Source organism: Glutamicibacter endophyticus (assembly GCF_048457885.1).
GTDB lineage: Bacteria > Actinomycetota > Actinomycetes > Actinomycetales > Micrococcaceae > Glutamicibacter > Glutamicibacter endophyticus.
Window position 1 is genome coordinate 1,178,796 of record NZ_CP174200.1, and the last position, 16,954, is coordinate 1,195,749.

10 protein-coding genes and 2 rRNA genes are annotated in these 16,954 nt (G+C 60.6%); 11 read left to right on the forward strand and 1 reads right to left on the reverse strand.

The window, feature by feature from the left end:
- The first annotated feature begins 26 nt into the window (after positions 1–26).
- From argB to ACJD00_RS05630, 4 genes are read left to right on the forward strand one after another with little or no spacing between them, the layout of a single operon-like run.
- Positions 27–950, forward strand: a complete 924-nt coding sequence (argB, locus tag ACJD00_RS05615; protein ID WP_418908851.1) for an acetylglutamate kinase — start codon at positions 27–29, stop codon at positions 948–950.
- Positions 947–2,203 carry an acetylornithine transaminase gene (locus ACJD00_RS05620; RefSeq protein WP_418908852.1) on the forward strand — a complete coding sequence of 419 codons (1,257 nt, stop codon included), beginning with the start codon at positions 947–949 and terminating at the stop codon, positions 2,201–2,203. Before argB ends, ACJD00_RS05620 begins: the two co-directional genes overlap by 4 nt.
- Positions 2,204–3,178: an ornithine carbamoyltransferase gene (gene argF, locus ACJD00_RS05625; protein WP_418908853.1), complete on the forward strand. Its 975-nt coding sequence runs from the start codon at positions 2,204–2,206 to the stop codon at positions 3,176–3,178.
- A complete protein-coding gene (locus tag ACJD00_RS05630) occupies positions 3,179–3,682 on the forward strand; it encodes an arginine repressor (RefSeq protein ID WP_418908854.1) in 504 nt (167 codons plus the stop codon). It abuts the gene before it with no gap.
- Positions 3,683–3,811: 129 nt separating this feature from the next.
- On the opposite strand, the gene ACJD00_RS05635 is transcribed toward ACJD00_RS05630, so the two are convergent.
- Positions 3,812–4,369 carry a macro domain-containing protein gene (locus ACJD00_RS05635; protein ID WP_418908855.1) on the reverse strand — a complete coding sequence of 186 codons (558 nt, stop codon included), beginning with the start codon at positions 4,367–4,369 and terminating at the stop codon, positions 3,812–3,814.
- Positions 4,370–4,570: 201 nt separating this feature from the next.
- Here ACJD00_RS05635 and argH point away from each other — a divergent pair, with 201 nt between their 5' ends.
- The 7 genes from argH to ACJD00_RS05670 all read left to right on the forward strand — a co-directional run bounded on the left by argH (position 4,571) and on the right by ACJD00_RS05670 (position 16,927).
- Positions 4,571–5,998, forward strand: a complete 1,428-nt coding sequence (gene argH, locus ACJD00_RS05640; RefSeq protein ID WP_418908856.1) for an argininosuccinate lyase — start codon at positions 4,571–4,573, stop codon at positions 5,996–5,998.
- A 77-nt stretch (positions 5,999–6,075) separates the two neighbouring features.
- Positions 6,076–6,816, forward strand: a complete 741-nt coding sequence (locus ACJD00_RS05645; protein ID WP_418908857.1) for a maleylpyruvate isomerase family mycothiol-dependent enzyme — start codon at positions 6,076–6,078, stop codon at positions 6,814–6,816.
- A gap of 43 nt (positions 6,817–6,859) precedes the next feature.
- Positions 6,860–7,402, forward strand: coding sequence for an adenine phosphoribosyltransferase (locus tag ACJD00_RS05650; protein WP_418908858.1), 543 nt, complete (start codon positions 6,860–6,862; stop codon positions 7,400–7,402).
- A gap of 101 nt (positions 7,403–7,503) precedes the next feature.
- Complete coding sequence (locus ACJD00_RS05655; RefSeq protein ID WP_418908859.1) at positions 7,504–9,795, forward strand: HelD family protein; 2,292 nt, start codon at positions 7,504–7,506, stop codon at positions 9,793–9,795.
- A gap of 85 nt (positions 9,796–9,880) precedes the next feature.
- A complete protein-coding gene (gene tyrS / locus ACJD00_RS05660) occupies positions 9,881–11,200 on the forward strand; it encodes a tyrosine--tRNA ligase (protein ID WP_418908860.1) in 1,320 nt (439 codons plus the stop codon).
- Between the two features lie 529 nt (positions 11,201–11,729).
- A 16S ribosomal RNA gene (locus tag ACJD00_RS05665) occupies positions 11,730–13,257 on the forward strand.
- Positions 13,258–13,797: 540 nt separating this feature from the next.
- Positions 13,798–16,927, forward strand: a 23S ribosomal RNA gene (locus tag ACJD00_RS05670).
- The 16S and 23S rRNA genes sit together here, the layout of an rRNA operon.
- The last annotated feature ends 27 nt before the right edge of the window (positions 16,928–16,954 follow it).

Sequence of the window (16,954 nt, forward strand, 5' to 3'; positions counted from 1 at the left end):
CGGCCAGAGCAGAACAGGCAGAGACGATGAGCGAGAGAAACCCCACCGACACCGCACTGGCCCAACGCAAGGCCGAGGCACTAATCGAGGCGCTGCCCTGGATCCAACGCTTCACCGGAACCACCATGGTGATCAAATACGGCGGCAATGCCATGGTGAACGACGATCTGCGTCGCGCCTTCGCCGAAGACATCGTCTTCCTGCGCCACGCCGGAATCAAACCGGTCGTCGTGCACGGCGGGGGACCGCAGATCAATAAGATGCTGCAGACCCTGGGCATCGAATCCGAGTTCCGTGGCGGCCTGCGGGTAACCACCCCCGAGGCCATGGATGTGGTGCGCATGGTGCTCACCGGTCAGGTGCAACGCGACCTGATCGGGCTGATCAACTCGCACGGCCCCTACGCGGTGGGCCTCTCCGGGGAGGACGGGGCCACGTTGCAGGCAGTCCGCACCGGAACCATCGTCGACGGATTGCCGGTGGACCTGGGACTGGTCGGCGAGGTCACGCGGGTACGCACCGATCAGGTCGATTCGCTCGTGGCGGCCGGAATGATCCCGGTGATCTCCACCGTCGCCCCGGAGTTCGACGAACGCGGCGAACCCACCGGCGCGGTGCTGAACGTCAACGCCGACACCGCCGCGGCCGAACTGGCCGTGGCCCTGGGCGCCTCCAAACTCGTCATCCTCACCGACGTCGAGGGTCTCTACGCCGCGTGGCCGGATAAGTCCTCGCTGATCACCTCGCTGAGCAACGAGGAGCTGCGCGCGCTGCTACCGTCGCTGGAATCTGGCATGATCCCGAAGATGGGCGCCTGCCTGAAGGCCGTGGATGCCGGGGTGCCGCGCGCCCACATCGTCGACGGACGCCAACCACATTCGATGCTGCTCGAGGTGTTCACCACCGCCGGTGTGGGCACCCAGGTGCGGCCCGAGGGGGAGAACCAATGAACCAGCCAGCACCACAGCCTTCCGATGCGCTCGCCGCGCTCGGGGCACTGCCGTCCACCGCGCTGACCGAACGCTACACCGGTAGCCTGCTGGGAGTGTTCGGTACCCCGCAGCGGGTGCTCGTGCGCGGTTCCGGCGCCCACGTGTGGGACGCGGATGGCAAACAGTACCTGGATCTGCTCGGCGGGATCGCGGTCAACACCCTGGGCCACGGCCACCCGCTGCATACCAGCGTGATCTCTTCGCAGCTGGCCACCTTGGGACATGTGTCGAACTTCTTCACCTCGCCCGGGCAGATCGCCCTGGCCGAGTCGCTGCTGAAGATCGCTAGCGCCCCGGGCGGTTCGAAGGTGTTCTTCACCAACTCCGGCACCGAGGCCAATGAGGCGGCGCTGAAGCTCGCCCGGCGCAACAGCGGTAGTGCCGAGAGCCCGCGCACCAAGGTGATCGCCCTAGAGAACGCCTTCCACGGCAGGTCCCTAGGGGCCCTGTCGCTGACCTGGAAGAAGGCCTACCGCGAGCCCTTCGAACCGCTGCCCGGTGAGGTGCAGTGGGTGCCGGCCGGTGATGTCGAGGCCCTGCGCGAGGCCGTCGATGAGCACACCCAGGCGGTCTTTATCGAACCGATTCAGGGTGAGGCCGGGGTGCATGAGCTGAGCACGGAGTACCTGCGTGCGGCCCGCGCCATCACCCACGAAGCCGGAGCACTACTGATTTTCGACGAGGTGCAAACCGGTATGGGACGCACCGGAAGCTACCTGGCTAGCGCCCCGGTGCTACCCGATGCCATCACCTTGGCCAAGGGGCTGGGCGCCGGGTTCCCCATTGGCGCGTTGATCACCCTGGGCCACGAGATCTCGGACCTGTTGAAGCCGGGGGATCACGGCACCACCTTCGGCGGGAACCCGGTGGCCACCGCCGCCGGCTTGGCCACCTTGCACGTGCTGGAAAAGGAGAACCTACTCGAGCACGCCGCGAGTACCGGTAGCTGGCTGCGCGAGCAGTTGGCCGAACTATCGGGGGTCACCGAGGTGCGCGGCCGCGGTCTGCTCATCGGCTTCGACCTGGCCGGCGACTACGCCCCCGAGGTGGTCAAGGCCGCGCTCGAGGTCGGCTTCATCATCAATACCACCGGCCCACGCACACTGCGTTTGGCCCCTCCGTTGATCATCACCCGCGAGCAACTGAGTACATTTATCGACGCCCTGCCCGGCCTCATCGGCCAGGCGATGGCACACCGCAAGGAGCATTAAATGGCCACCACCCGTCACTTTTTGACCGACCTCGACCTGAGCCCCGGCGAACAGCGCGAGGTGCTAGACCTGGCCCTTGCCATGAAGGCCGACCGCTTCGGCTACCGTCCCTACGCGGGCCCGCAAACGGTTGCGGTGTTCTTCGATAAGACCTCAACCCGCACCCGGGTGTCCTTCCACGCCGGCATCGCCGAACTGGGAGGCAGCCCGCTGATCGTGAACTCCGCCGAATCCCAGCTCGGACATAAGGAGTCCATCGCCGACTCGGCCCGCGTGCTCGAGCGCATGGTCTCCACCATCGTGTGGCGCACCTACGCCCAGTCGGGCTTGGAAGAAATGGCACAGCATTCAAAGGTGCCGGTGATCAATGCGCTCTCCGATGACTACCATCCCTGCCAACTACTGGCCGACCTGCTCACCATCCGTGAACACAAGGGCGAGCTAAAGGGGCTGAAGCTGGCCTACCTGGGCGATGCGGCGAACAATATGGCCAACTCCTACCTGCTGGCCGCGGTCAACGCAGGAATGCACGTGGCCATCGCCGGACCGGAGGGCTACCACCCCGAGCAACGCATCATTGCCGCCGCCCAGCTGCGCGCCAATGAGACCGGCGCGAAAATCACCATCACCTCCAACCCCGCCGAGGCGCTGGCCGACGCCGACGTGGTGGCCACCGACACCTGGGTGTCGATGGGACAGGAGGAGGAAAAGGCCGAGCGGCTCAAGCTCTTCACCGACTACCAGGTCAACGCGCAGGCCATGGCGGCGGCCAAGTCCGACGCCATCGTGTTGCATTGCCTGCCGGCCTACCGCGACTATGAGATCACCGCCGAGGTGATCGATGGGCCACAGTCGGTCGTGCTCGACGAGGCGGAAAACCGTGTGCACGCGCAGAAGGCCCTGATGGCCTGGCTGATGGCGGCCTCGGGGTTGAGCGCCGGCCCGGCCGGTGCTCACCGAGAAAGCGGGGACTAAATGGTCGGCCAGCCCAGCACCAAAACCGCCCGTCAGGCACGCATCCGTAGCTTCCTTGCCGCGCATTCGGTTCGGTCACAGGCGGAGTTGCTCGCGTTGCTGAAGGACGATGGGCTCGAGGTCACCCAGGCCACGCTCTCCCGGGATCTGGTGGAGATCGGTGCGGTGCGGGTCCGCGACACCACCGGTCAACTGATCTACGCGATTCGCTCCGAGGGTGGGGACCGCAGCCCGCAAACCGTGCTCACCCAAGAGGTGCTCGACGCGCGACTGGCGAAGATCTGCCAAGATCACTTGGTCACCGCCGAAGCCTCGGCCAACATTGTGGTGTTGCGGACCCCGCCCGGGGCGGCCAACCTGCTGGCGCTGTCCATCGACCACTCTCAGTTGCCCTCGGTGCTGGGTTGTATCGCCGGCGACGACACCGTCATGGTGATCACCCGCGATCCGGCCGGTGGCGCCGAGGTGGCCTCCCGCTTCCTGCGGTTGGCCGAAAGCAGCTAACCGGAGGTCCGGCGGCACCGGGTCACCGAACGCGCACCGAGCGTTCGCGGCCTCGCGTGTTCGGGGGAGTCTTAACAGTACGGCGGGCCGATGCTTGAGCATCGGCCCGCCGTTGTCATCTATCGTCTCCTAGGCGGCAACCTCCTGCGTTGAGGGGAGCCCGAATGCCTGCTCAAAGGCCCGTTGCACCTGATCGGTGTGCGAAACCATGATGATTTTGTGAATCGGCGAAATATGCAGGTTTGTCTGCACCCAGCCCCCAATGGCTTCGGTGGCGATTTCGGCCACCTGCTGCGGATCCCATCCGAAGGCGCCCGCGCCGATGGCGGGGAACGCGATGGAATGCGCGTCATGGCGCGCGGCCACGTAGAGCGAATTGCTGAAGCAGTCGGCCAGAATCTTCGGGTTCGGCTTCGCGCCGGGCAGGCTCAGGTTGGGTGCCGCGGTGTGCACAACCCACTTCGCATGCAGATTCCCGGCCTTGGTGGCCACGGCAATGCCGGAGGAGATTCCGTCGGGATAGTTCCCGGCTCGTAGTTCGCGACAGGCGGCCAGGAGCTCGGGTCCCGCTGCGGCGTGAATGGCGCCATCTACACCACCGCCACCAAGCAGTGAGGGGTTGGCTGCGTTGACAATTGCGTCGACGTGCAGCGTGGTGATATCGCCACGGTATAACTGGATTTCCATGGGTGAACCTCCAATGAAGCATCCGCTTTCTACTGTTGCCCTTTACCTTACGACTACGTGCGACGTGGGGGAAGAGCTTCATCATTGTATATTTATGAGTAACAATGAATATTCCTCTGTTACAGTGGAGGCAACGCAAAAGCGCGACGACTACCGATCAAATATCAAGCCACGCACACGCGGGTTCGAAAGGATGAAGCCATGTCCTCAGTAGAGCAGGGATCGACCAACCAGGGTTCGCTGTGGGGCGGTCGCTTCTCCGGCGGACCGGCCGATGCCATGGCGGCACTGAGCAAATCAACGCATTTCGACTGGCGACTGGCCAGCTACGATATCGCCGGTTCGCGGGCTCACGCCAAGGTGCTGCACCGCGCCTCGCTGCTGAGCGACGAAGAACTCGACGGCATGCTCGCGGCCCTCGACCAGCTCGATGCCGACGTGGCAAACCAGGTGTACGTCGCCGCCGACTCCGACGAGGACGTGCACGGCTCCCTCGAGCGGGGACTGCTTGAACGCGCCGGAGCGCAACTCGGCGGCAAGCTTCGCGCCGGCCGCTCCCGCAACGACCAGATCGCCACCATGGGACGCATGTTCCTGCGCGATCACGCGCGGATCATTTGCGCCGGTGTGCTCGACGTGGCCGAGGCCCTGCTCGCCCAGGCCAAGGCCCACCCCTATGCGCCGATGCCCGGCCGCACCCACCTGCAGCACGCGCAGCCGATCCTGCTCTCACACCTGCTTCTGGCCTACGCCTGGCCGCTGGTCCGCAACGTGCAACGCTTCATGGACTGGGATAAGCGCGCGGCCATCTCGCCCTACGGCTCCGGGGCGCTCGCCGGGCAGACGCTGGGCCTGGACCCTAACTTCGTCGCCGCCGAACTAGGCTTCGAATCGGCCGTGCACAACTCCATCGATGGCACAGCGGCCCGCGATGTGTTCGCCGAGTTCGGCTGGGTGGCCGCCATGACCGGTGTAGACCTCTCGCGCATCAGCGAGGAAGTGATCCTCTGGGCCACCAAGGAGTTCTCCTTCGTGACTCTGCACGACGCCTACTCCACCGGTTCCTCGATCATGCCGCAGAAGAAGAACCCGGATATCGCCGAACTGGCTCGCGGTAAGGCCGGCCGCCTCATCGGCGACCTGACCGGCCTGCTCGCCACACTCAAGGCGCTGCCGCTGGCCTACAACCGCGACCTGCAAGAGGATAAGGAGCCGGTCTTCGACGCGGCCGACACCCTGGAACTGCTGCTTCCGGCCGTGGCCGGCATGATCGCCACGCTGAGCTTCAACACCGAGCGGATGGCCGAGCTGGCCCCACAGGGGTTCGCCTTGGCCACCGACATCGCCGAATGGCTGGTCCGTCAGGGGGTGCCGTTCCGCGAGGCGCACGAGCTGTCGGGTGCGGCGGTGAAACTTGCCGAGTCCCGTGGCGTCGAACTGTGGGATTTGAGCGACGAAGACTACGCCGGGATCTCCGAGCACCTGACCCCCGGGGTGCGCGAGGTGCTCTCCACCGAGGGTTCGCTCAACGCCCGCAACGGCCAGGGCGGTACGGCCCCAAGCGCCGTGGCCGCGCAGATCGAGGCCTTCGAAGAGCAGCTGAACGCCGCACGTCAGTGGCTTAGCTAAACCGGCGCGCGCACCGCGCCACGGCAACCCGTGGCGCGGTGCAGCAATGGCCCATCCGCGGTATTAGAGTATGAGGCATGACACGTCTACTGCCGCCAAGTGAGCTACTGGCCCTGGTCGAAACCTCGATCGACGAGCTGGTTTCGCAACTGCGCGCCACCGACCTTGCCCGCTATCCGCAGCCCAGCTCGCTGCCCGGATGGAGCACCGCCCAGCTGGTGGCCCACCTGCATTCCCTGGCACGGGCCGCCGTGCGCCAATTTGAGCACGCCGGTAGCGAGAACCCGCCGGAAATGTACGACGGTGGCATGGCCGGCCGCGTTGAGGCGATCAACATGACGGCGCTGATGCGTCCCGAAAAACTTGCCGAGTTGACCATTGAGTCCCTTGGCGCACTCCGGGAGAGCCTGCCCGGCCTCGAAGAGCGGTGGGAGCAGCCCGTGGGCTACCGGCCGTCAGCCACCGTGGCCGACATGGTGTATGCGGTATGGCGCGAAATGCTGATTCACGCCACCGATCTCGATGCGTCGGTACGCCCGGCCGCCAGCTGGCCGCAAGCCTTCACCGATCACCTGTTGCGGGCCCTGAAGGCTCGCGTTGCCCCCGGTGATCGGATCGTGTTGCAGCCTCACGGAAAGCAGCCGATCGTACTCGGTGGTGGCGATCGCTCGTGGGTGCTGACCGGCACCGACTACGATTTAGCCGCGTGGCTGGCCGGTCGCCCCAGCACCGGAGTGGTGCAGGCCACCGCCGCGGCAGACTCTGCGGACTTCCCGAACCTCGACCCGTGGCCGTCCACGGTACTGATGGATCGCTAGGAGCAGGTCCGCGCGTAGGTTACGGCCGTAGTAAACGGTAGACTTGAGCCTCGTGGCTGAGAATGAAAGCATCATCGACCTGTTAGATCGTCTCTGTGCAGTTGTGCCGGACTACCCGTCGCCGGGCATCTCCTTTAAGGACCTGACGCCGGTTTTTGCCGACCCAACCGGGCTACGGCGGATCGTCGACGAACTGATCGCCCCCTTCGCCGGCACCTTTGACCTGGTGGCCGGGCTCGAAGCTCGGGGCTTTGTCTTGGCCGCCGCCGCGGCCTACGCATCAGGTACCGGAATGCTCACCATCCGCAAGGCCGGTAAATTGCCACGCGAAACCTTCCGCGACGACTACAGCCTGGAATATGGCTCCGGGTCTCTGGAGATCCATCGCGATGAGTTCAAACCGGGCACCCGGGTGCTGGTGCTCGATGATGTCTTGGCCACCGGTGGCACGGTTGGCTCGGCGCTGCGTCTGCTGGAACTGGCCGGCGCGCAGGTGGCCGGCATTGGCGTGGTCCTCGAGCTGGAAGAGCTCAACGGACGGGCGCAACTGCCGGAAACTAAGTTGGTGTCCTTGCAAAAGGTCTAGTGAGTACGTCGTTCGCTAGGGGCGATTACCCACCGGTACCGCAGAGGGCGTAGGATGATCTGTCCGGAATTAACGGCAGGTCAGTGCGGGAGGGAGCCTAGATGGCGGGGTCGATCGAGAAGGATTTGCGGTCCGAATCGGAATATGTCGGCAAGTTATACGCGCGGTTAGATGAGCTGCGTGCCGAGAAAGTTGAACAGCTCGAACGCACACGCGCCACCGGCGCCGTTGGTAGCTTCCAGAACCAATCAGAGCGTGACTCCTTTGCCACGCTCTACGAGGATCGCATTGCCCAGCTCGACGCCGTGGAAGATCGTTTGGTTTTCGGCCGCTTGGACCTCGACGCAAAGGCCGCGCAGAACGGTGGCACCCCACGGTATATCGGTCGTATCGGCCTGACCGATGAGGAGCTGAACCGGTTGCTGGTCGACTGGCGCGCCGCCGAAGCAGCCCCGTTTTATCAGGCCACCGCGCTCAACCCGCGCGGGGTACGCCGGCGCCGTCACCTCATCTTGAAATCGCGCGCCGTGGCCGGGATCGAAGATGACGTTCTGGACGCCACCTGGCTGGATGAGGGTCACACCTTCCACGGCGAGGGTGCCCTGCTCTCGGCGCTGCGCGAGAAGCGCACCGGGCGCATGGGAGATATTGTCGGCACGATTCAGGCCGAACAGGATGCCATCATCCGCCGTGAGCTCGCCGGAGCGGTCGTCGTTCAAGGCGGGCCGGGTACCGGCAAAACCGCCGTGGCGCTGCACCGTGCGGCCTATCTGCTCTATGAATACCGCGAGCGTCTGCGCAATGCCGGCGTGCTCATCGTCGGCCCCTCGCATTCGTTTATGCGCTACATCGAACGCGTGCTGCCCTCGCTGGGTGAAACCGGCGTGGTAATGTCCTCGCTCGCGGATCTGTTCCCCGGCGTTCAGGCGATCCCGGAAACCGACCGGAACGTCGCCCGCATCAAGGGCCGCCTCGAGATGCGTAAGGTGATCGCCGCCGCGGTGCGCAATCGACAGCGTCTACTGCACGAAGATCGACTGCTCAACGTCGAAGGCACGCTCTTGACCCTCACCCCGCGGATGGTGCGGCACGCCCGCGAGCGGGCACGGCATAGCCGCAAGCCACATAACCAGGCCCGTGAGATCTTCGTGAAAACCCTGGTGGGGGAGCTGGTCGAGCAACTGCAAACGAAACTCGAGGAGTCCTCGGGCAACGGCAACACCGCCGACCGTTCCTACCTGCCACAGGAGGTGCGCGAGTCCGCCGACGTGCGGGTGGCGCTGAACCTCTGCTGGATGCCGCTGAGCCCGCAACGACTGGTCTCCGAGCTGTGGGCGCAACCGCATCTGTTGGCTGCCGCCGCACCGCATTTGACCGAAGCCGAACGCGACGCGCTGTTCCGCCCGGTCGGTGAACCCTTTACCGAAGCCGACGTGCCCTTGCTCGACGAGGCCGCCGAGCTGTTGGGCGACTACATCGATCCCAGCAGTCTGCCGGACGAAGAGCAGTACGGTCGCGACGTCGAGAACGCCAAGGCGGCACTGCAGAATATGGACACGATGCTGGCCAATGCCGGTATTGATGGAATCGTCGATGCCGAGATGCTCGCCGGGATTAATCAGGAGACGGCGGCTCACCTTTCGGCCGCCGACCGGGCGCTCTCGGACCGGACGTGGGCCTACGGCCATATTGTGGTGGACGAAGCGCAGGAGCTCTCGCCGATGCAGTGGCATCTGCTGATGCGTCGTTGCCCCATGAAATCGCTGACCATTGTGGGGGATATTGCGCAGACCTCGGCCGCCTCTGGTGCGCAATCGTGGGCGCAGGCCCTTGAGCCATTCCTGCAGGACCGGTTCCACCTCGAAGAGCTCACGGTCAACTACCGCACACCGGCGCAGATCGCGCGGGCCGCGGAGTCGATGGCGCGTGCCGCTGGCCTGCAAATCACCAAAACCAGTTCCGTGCGTGAAGGCGACTTCAGCCCGGTGTTCACCAGCGTGGACAGCGAAGATGAGATCGCGCCGACCAAGACCCTTGCCGACGCGGTCCTAGGTGCTCTGCCCGGCGAACTTGAGCACACGGCGGGCGGGTTGCAGGCGGTTATTGTCCCGGCGCATCGATTGGTCGAGTTCCGTCAACGGATCGCCCAGGAGTATGGCTCGCGCGTAGGCACCGGCTCTGGTGGGCTCACGCAGGATCTTGTGGTGATTTCGGCCCGTGAATCCAAGGGCTTGGAATTCGATGGCGTGCTGGTGGTCGAACCGTCCGAACTGGTAGCCGAGGTGGATGGGACCGTCGGTGACCTGTATGTGGCGATGACTCGAGCCACCACCCGGCTGCACGTGCTGCACTCGCAACCATTGCCTGCCGGGCTGCAGCCGGTGCGTAGTTAGCATCCCGCCACCGCTTGTTGTCCCACCGTCGTCATGCTGCCTAGTGGTGGCGTTGGCGTCGGTGGGATTTTGCTACTCTTGAAGGGTGTCTGAGCTGAAGCAGAATCCCGTTCTTGCGGGACAAAGTAATGATCCGTCGTTCGAGAATATCTGGCAGGAATTGAAATGGCGTGGACTGGTCCACGTTTCCACCGATGAAACCGCGCTGGAGAAAACCCTTGCCGAGGATTCGATCACTTACTATTGCGGCTTTGACCCCACTGCGCCGTCGTTGCACCTGGGCAACCTCGTACAGCTTTTGAATATGCGCCGACTGCAGCTGGCCGGTCACAAGCCATTGGCCCTCGTCGGCGGTTCGACCGGTCTGATCGGCGACCCGCGGCAGACTGCTGAGCGTACCCTGAATACCAAGGAGACCGTCGCCGAATGGGTGGCGAAGCTTCAGGATCAGGTCTCGCGCTTCCTGTCGGCCGAGGGGGATAACGCCGTACGTCTGGTCAATAACCTCGACTGGACCGCAAACGTGAGCGCCCTGGACTTCCTGCGCGATATTGGAAAGTACTTCCGTGTTGGCACGATGATCAAGAAAGAGATCGTCGCCGCGCGCCTGAACTCCGAAGAGGGAATTAGCTACACCGAGTTCAGCTACCAGGTGCTGCAGGGCTACGACTACTTGCAGCTAAACCGACTCTACGACTGCACCTTGCAGACCGGTGGTTCGGATCAGTGGGGCAACCTCACCAGCGGCACCGAGCTGATTCGCAAGGTGGACGCCAAGCATGTGCATGCCTACGGCACACCGCTGATTACCAACTCGGATGGCACCAAGTTTGGTAAGTCCGAAGGTAACGCGATCTGGCTGGACGCGGAGATGTGCAGCCCGTACACCTTCTACCAGTTCTGGCTGAACACCGCCGACGCCGATGTGATCGATCGTCTGAAGGTCTTTACCTTCATGACGCGCGAAGAGATCGAGACCTTGGCCGTTGAGGTTGCCGAGCGTCCGCACCAGCGCAAGGCGCAGCGCGAATTGGCGTGGGCTGTTACTTCGCTGGTACATGGCGAGGAAGCAACGCAGAAGGTTATTGATGCTTCGGCAGCTGTTTTTGGCAATGGCGAATTGCAGAGTATTGATCTGGAAACCTTGCAGTCGGTAATTGCTGAATTGCCACGGGCCACCGTGGAAGCCGAAAGCCTGAATATTCTTTCGGTGCTCACGACCTCGGGTTTGAGCAAGTCGCAGTCCGAGGCACGGCGAACCGTGTCCGAAGGCGGTGCCTACGTTAACAACCAGAAGGTTGAGGGCATTGACAGTGAACTGTCGGCCGATGATTTCTTGCACGGTCGGTATGCACTGGTTCGGCGCGGTAAGAAGAACATGGCCGTCGTTGAACTGGCCGGCTAGAGCGCCCGAGTAGCAACAAAAACCCGCTAGATTTTGTGAAGCAGCACACAAAATCTAGCGGGTTTTATGTCTCATCGGATAAACGCCTAGTCAGATCGGATTTATCTAGCTCATCGGCGGGAGTTGCCCGGTTTTGCGTTGCTCTGGAATCCGTGTATAGTTTTTCTCTGTCGCCGGAACGGCCACCACGGATTTCACGAGGTGTTCACCGGTTGATGAGCTTCCAGTCAGGAACTGCTCACCGGTTCGGATTTGCGTCCGACTCGGGGTGGTGGTAGGCTGGGGAAGTTGCTCCGAAGCGAAGCAGTCACCCGTGATAGTGGGTGGGTGTGGTGTCGAGAGTGTTTGTTGTTTGAGAACTCAATAGTGTGCCAAGTTTGTTGATACCGAATGTTTATTTATTTGGTGAATACATAACATTTTGCTTGGAATGATGCACCCCCGTGTGTTGTTCCGAGTGTTTTTTATTCGCCAGGATGTACGCTGGTTCGCCTTTATTTTCCGAAGGGTTCTAGCGGCTTTTTATTTTTTTATGGAGAGTTTGATCCTGGCTCAGGATGAACGCTGGCGGCGTGCTTAACACATGCAAGTCGAACGATGAACCAGGTGCTTGCACTTGGGGATTAGTGGCGAACGGGTGAGTAACACGTGAGTAACCTGCCCCTGACTCTGGGATAAGCCCGGGAAACTGGGTCTAATACCGGATATGACTGTTCACCGCATGGTGGGTGGTTGAAAGATTTATCGGTGAGGGATGGACTCGCGGCCTATCAGCTTGTTGGTGAGGTAATGGCTCACCAAGGCGACGACGGGTAGCCGGCCTGAGAGGGTGACCGGCCACACTGGGACTGAGACACGGCCCAGACTCCTACGGGAGGCAGCAGTGGGGAATATTGCACAATGGGCGAAAGCCTGATGCAGCGACGCCGCGTGAGGGATGACGGCCTTCGGGTTGTAAACCTCTTTCAGTAGGGAAGAAGCGAAAGTGACGGTACCTGCAGAAGAAGCGCCGGCTAACTACGTGCCAGCAGCCGCGGTAATACGTAGGGCGCAAGCGTTATCCGGATTTATTGGGCGTAAAGAGCTCGTAGGCGGTTTGTCGCGTCTGCCGTGAAAGTCCAAGGCTCAACCTTGGATCTGCGGTGGGTACGGGCAGACTAGAGTGATGTAGGGGAGACTGGAATTCCTGGTGTAGCGGTGAAATGCGCAGATATCAGGAGGAACACCGATGGCGAAGGCAGGTCTCTGGGCATTTACTGACGCTGAGGAGCGAAAGCATGGGGAGCGAACAGGATTAGATACCCTGGTAGTCCATGCCGTAAACGTTGGGCACTAGGTGTGGGGGACATTCCACGTTTTCCGCGCCGTAGCTAACGCATTAAGTGCCCCGCCTGGGGAGTACGGCCGCAAGGCTAAAACTCAAAGGAATTGACGGGGGCCCGCACAAGCGGCGGAGCATGCGGATTAATTCGATGCAACGCGAAGAACCTTACCAAGGCTTGACATGTGCCAGACCGCCTCAGAGATGGGGTTTCCCTTCGGGGCTGGTTCACAGGTGGTGCATGGTTGTCGTCAGCTCGTGTCGTGAGATGTTGGGTTAAGTCCCGCAACGAGCGCAACCCTCGTTCCATGTTGCCAGCACGTAATGGTGGGGACTCATGGGAGACTGCCGGGGTCAACTCGGAGGAAGGTGGGGATGACGTCAAATCATCATGCCCCTTATGTCTTGGGCTTCACGCATGCTACAATGGCCGGTACAATGGGTTGCGATACTGTGAGGTGGAGCTAATCCCTAAAAGCCGGTCTCAGTTCGGATTGGGGTCTGCAACTCGACCCCATGAAGTCGGAGTCGCTAGTAATCGCAGATCAGCAACGCTGCGGTGAATACGTTCCCGGGCCTTGTACACACCGCCCGTCAAGTCACGAAAGTTGGTAACACCCGAAGCCGATGGCCTAACCACCTTGTGTGGGGGGAGTCGTCGAAGGTGGGACTGGCGATTGGGACTAAGTCGTAACAAGGTAGCCGTACCGGAAGGTGCGGCTGGATCACCTCCTTTCTAAGGAGCTAAACCATTATGGTTGCCTGTTTCTGTCACGAGTGTTGGCAGGCGGGTTGCTCATGGGTGGAATATCAATGAATCGCGGCATCCTGTGGCGCCCCGTTGGTGGGGTGGTGTGGGGTGTTGGCTGTGCTTGGTGCTGTTGGTTGATGCGTGCGTAGTACGCCGTGCCGTTGCTTCGCTCCACTGTGGTGGGGTGTGGTGTTGGTGTGGTTGGAATCGTGGTGTTGGCCGGTGGTGCTGGTGTGGTTTGGCATGCTGTTGGGTTTTGAAGCAACAAGCCTTTGGGTTTGGTGTTTCGGTGTTTCCTGTGTCTGTTGGACGCGTACCCCTTGGTGGGTGTGTGGTCGGTGGGTGTGGGGTTGTTGTTTGGGAACTGTATAGTGAACGCGAGCATCTTATAAGATGACCCTTTTTCCTGCCCCCTTTGTGTGGGTGGGTTGCTGATGGCACTGTTGTCCTGATGGTGTTGTTGGTGGGTTGTTTTGTGATTTTGTTGATTGTTTTTGTTGCTCATTTTTGAGGACTTTGATTTGTGTTGAAGTTTTTAAGGGCGCACGGTGGATGCCTTGGCATCAGGAGCCGATGAAGGACGTGGGAATCTGCGATAAGCCTGGTGGAGTCGATAACCGGACGTTGAGACCAGGATTTCCGAATGGGGAAACCCCGCACCATGTTATGTGGTGTGACCTGCAGCTGAATGTATAGGCTGTGTGGAGGGAACGCGGGGAAGTGAAACATCTCAGTACCCGCAGGAAGAGAAAACAATAGTGATTCCGTTAGTAGTGGCGAGCGAACGCGGATGGGGCTAAACCGGTTGGTGTGTGATAGCGGATAGGCGTTGCATCATCGGTGTTGTGGGGTCCGCACGTTACCAGTTCTATCTACGCTGGTGGGATGAGGTGCAGGCGTATAGGTGAATCGGTTGGAATGCCGGACCATAGAGGGTGATAGTCCCGTAGGTGTAATGCGTGCTGCCGTTCTTGTGTGGATGCCCGAGTAGCACGGGGCCCGTGAAACCTTGTGTGAATCTGCCAGGACCACCTGGTAAGCCTGAATACTACCTGATGACCGATAGTGAATCAGTACCGTGAGGGAATGGTGAAAAGTACCCCGGGAGGGGAGTGAAATAGTACCTGAAACCGTGTGCTTACAATCCGTTAGAGCAAACTTGTTTTGTGATGGCGTGCCTTTTGAAGAATGAGCCTGCGAGTTAGTGCTGTGTCGCGAGGTTAACCCGTGTGGGGTAGCCGTAGCGAAAGCGAGTCTGAATAGGGCGTTTGAGTGGCACGGTCTAGACCCGAAGCGAAGTGATCTACCCATGGCCAGGTTGAAGCGCGTGTAAGAGCGTGTGGAGGACCGAACCCACTTCAGTTGAAAATGGAGGGGATGAGCTGTGGGTAGGGGTGAAAGGCCAATCAAACTTCGTGATAGCTGGTTCTCCCCGAAATGCATTTAGGTGCAGCGTTACGTGTTTCTTGCCGGAGGTAGAGCTACTGGATAGGCGATGGGCCCTACAAGGTTACTGACCTTAGCCAAACTCCGAATGCCGGTAAGTGAGAGCGTAGCAGTGAGACTGTGGGGGATAAGCTTCATAGTCGAGAGGGAAACAGCCCAGAACGCCAACTAAGGCCCCTAAGCGTGTGCTAAGTGGGAAAGGATGTGGAGTTGCTGTGACAACCAGGAGGTTGGCTTAGAAGCAGCCACCCTTGAAAGAGTGCGTAATAGCTCACTGGTCAAGTGATTCCGCGCCGATAATGTAGCGGGGCTCAAGCACACCGCCGAAGTTGCGTCATTCAAATATTTGCTTGGTTTCGATCGAGCGTTTGGATGGGTAGGGGAGCGTCGTATAGCGGGTGAAGTCGCGGTGTAAACCAGCGGTGGACGCTATACGAGTGAGAATGCAGGCATGAGTAGCGAATGACGGGTGAGAAACCCGTCCGCCGAATGATCAAGGGTTCCAGGGTCAAGCTAATCTGCCCTGGGTTAGTCGGGACCTAAGGCGAGGCCGACAGGCGTAGTCGATGGACAACGGGTTGATATTCCCGTACCGGCGAAGAACCGCCCATACCGTAGCGACGGATGCTAACCACCTCTGAGACCGTGCTCAGTGCCTTTCGAGGTGCTGGTGTGGTGGATGGGCTGGGAACCGATGTTGTGAGGTCAGCGTATTAACAGGTGTGACGCAGGAAGGTAGCCGAGCCAGGCAATGGAATTGACCTGGTCCAAGGGTGTAGGAAGAGTGGTAGGCAAATCCGCCGCTCATGTTTCTGAGACCTGATAGGCGCCCCTTTGGTGGGGTGATTCGGTGATCCTATGCTGCCTAGAAAAGCATCGGCGCGAGGTTCAAGTCCGCCCGTACCCTAAACCGACACAGGTGATCAGGTAGAGAATACTAAGGCGATCGAGAGAATCATGGTTAAGGAACTCGGCAAAATGCCCCCGTAACTTCGGAAGAAGGGGGGCCTGCCTCGTGACGGAGATTTACTCTCTTGAGCGGGTGTGGGCCGCAGAGACCAGGGGGAAGCGACTGTTTACTAAAAACACAGGTCCGTGCGAAGTCGCAAGACGATGTATACGGACTGACTCCTGCCCGGTGCTGGAAGGTTAAGAGGACTCGTTAGTGCTTTGGCGCGAAGCGGAGAATTTAAGCCCCAGTAAACGGCGGTGGTAACTATAACCATCCTAAGGTAGCGAAATTCCTTGTCGGGTAAGTTCCGACCTGCACGAATGGAGTAACGACTTCCCCGCTGTCTCAACCATGAACTCGGCGAAATTGCAGTACGAGTAAAGATGCTCGTTACGCGCAGCAGGACGGAAAGACCCCGAGACCTTTACTATAGTTTGGTATTGGTGTTCGGTGCAGCTTGTGTAGGATAGGTGGGAGACTGTGAAGCTCAGACGCTAGTTTGGGTGGAGTCATCGTTGAAATACCACTCTGGCTGTATCGGTCACCTAACTTCGGACCATGATCTGGTTCAGGGACAGTGCCTGATGGGTAGTTTAACTGGGGCGGTTGCCTCCCAAAATGTAACGGAGGCGCCCAAAGGTTCCCTCAGCCTGGTTGGCAATCAGGTGTTGAGTGTAAGTGCACAAGGGAGCTTGACTGTGAGAGTGACAGCTCGAGCAGGGACGAAAGTCGGGACTAGTGATCCGGCGGCACCTCGTGGAAGGGCCGTCGCTCAACGGATAAAAGGTACCTCGGGGATAACAGGCTGATCTTGCCCAAGAGTCCATATCGACGGCATGGTTTGGCACCTCGATGTCGGCTCGTCGCATCCTGGGGCTGGAGTAGGTCCCAAGGGTTGGGCTGTTCGCCCATTAAAGCGGTACGCGAGCTGGGTTTAGAACGTCGTGAGACAGTTCGGTCCCTATCCGCTGCGCGCGTTGGAAATTTGAGAAGGGCTGTCCTTAGTACGAGAGGACCGGGACGGACAAACCTCTGGTGTGTCAGTTGTACTGCCAAGTGCACCGCTGATTAGCTACGTTTGGAAGGGATAACCGCTGAAAGCATCTAAGCGGGAAGCCTGCTTCGAGATGAGATTTCCATGCACCTTGAGTGTGTGAGGCCCCCAGCTAGACCACTGGGTTGATAGGCAGGATGTGGAAGCAAGGACTAAAGACTTGTGTAGCTGACCTGTACTAATAGGCCGATGACTTACAACACACAACATAACGATCCTTTGAAAAACAA

Coding starts and splice junctions, on each gene's coding strand:
- ACJD00_RS05635 (WP_418908855.1), bottom strand. CDS start 4,369: ATGGAAATCCAGTTATACCGTGGCGATATCACCACGCTGCACGTCGAC.
- argB (WP_418908851.1), top strand. CDS start 27: ATGAGCGAGAGAAACCCCACCGACACCGCACTGGCCCAACGCAAGGCC.
- argF (WP_418908853.1), top strand. CDS start 2,204: ATGGCCACCACCCGTCACTTTTTGACCGACCTCGACCTGAGCCCCGGC.
- ACJD00_RS05645 (WP_418908857.1), top strand. CDS start 6,076: ATGACACGTCTACTGCCGCCAAGTGAGCTACTGGCCCTGGTCGAAACC.
- ACJD00_RS05655 (WP_418908859.1), top strand. CDS start 7,504: ATGGCGGGGTCGATCGAGAAGGATTTGCGGTCCGAATCGGAATATGTC.
- ACJD00_RS05620 (WP_418908852.1), top strand. CDS start 947: ATGAACCAGCCAGCACCACAGCCTTCCGATGCGCTCGCCGCGCTCGGG.
- argH (WP_418908856.1), top strand. CDS start 4,571: ATGTCCTCAGTAGAGCAGGGATCGACCAACCAGGGTTCGCTGTGGGGC.
- ACJD00_RS05630 (WP_418908854.1), top strand. CDS start 3,179: ATGGTCGGCCAGCCCAGCACCAAAACCGCCCGTCAGGCACGCATCCGT.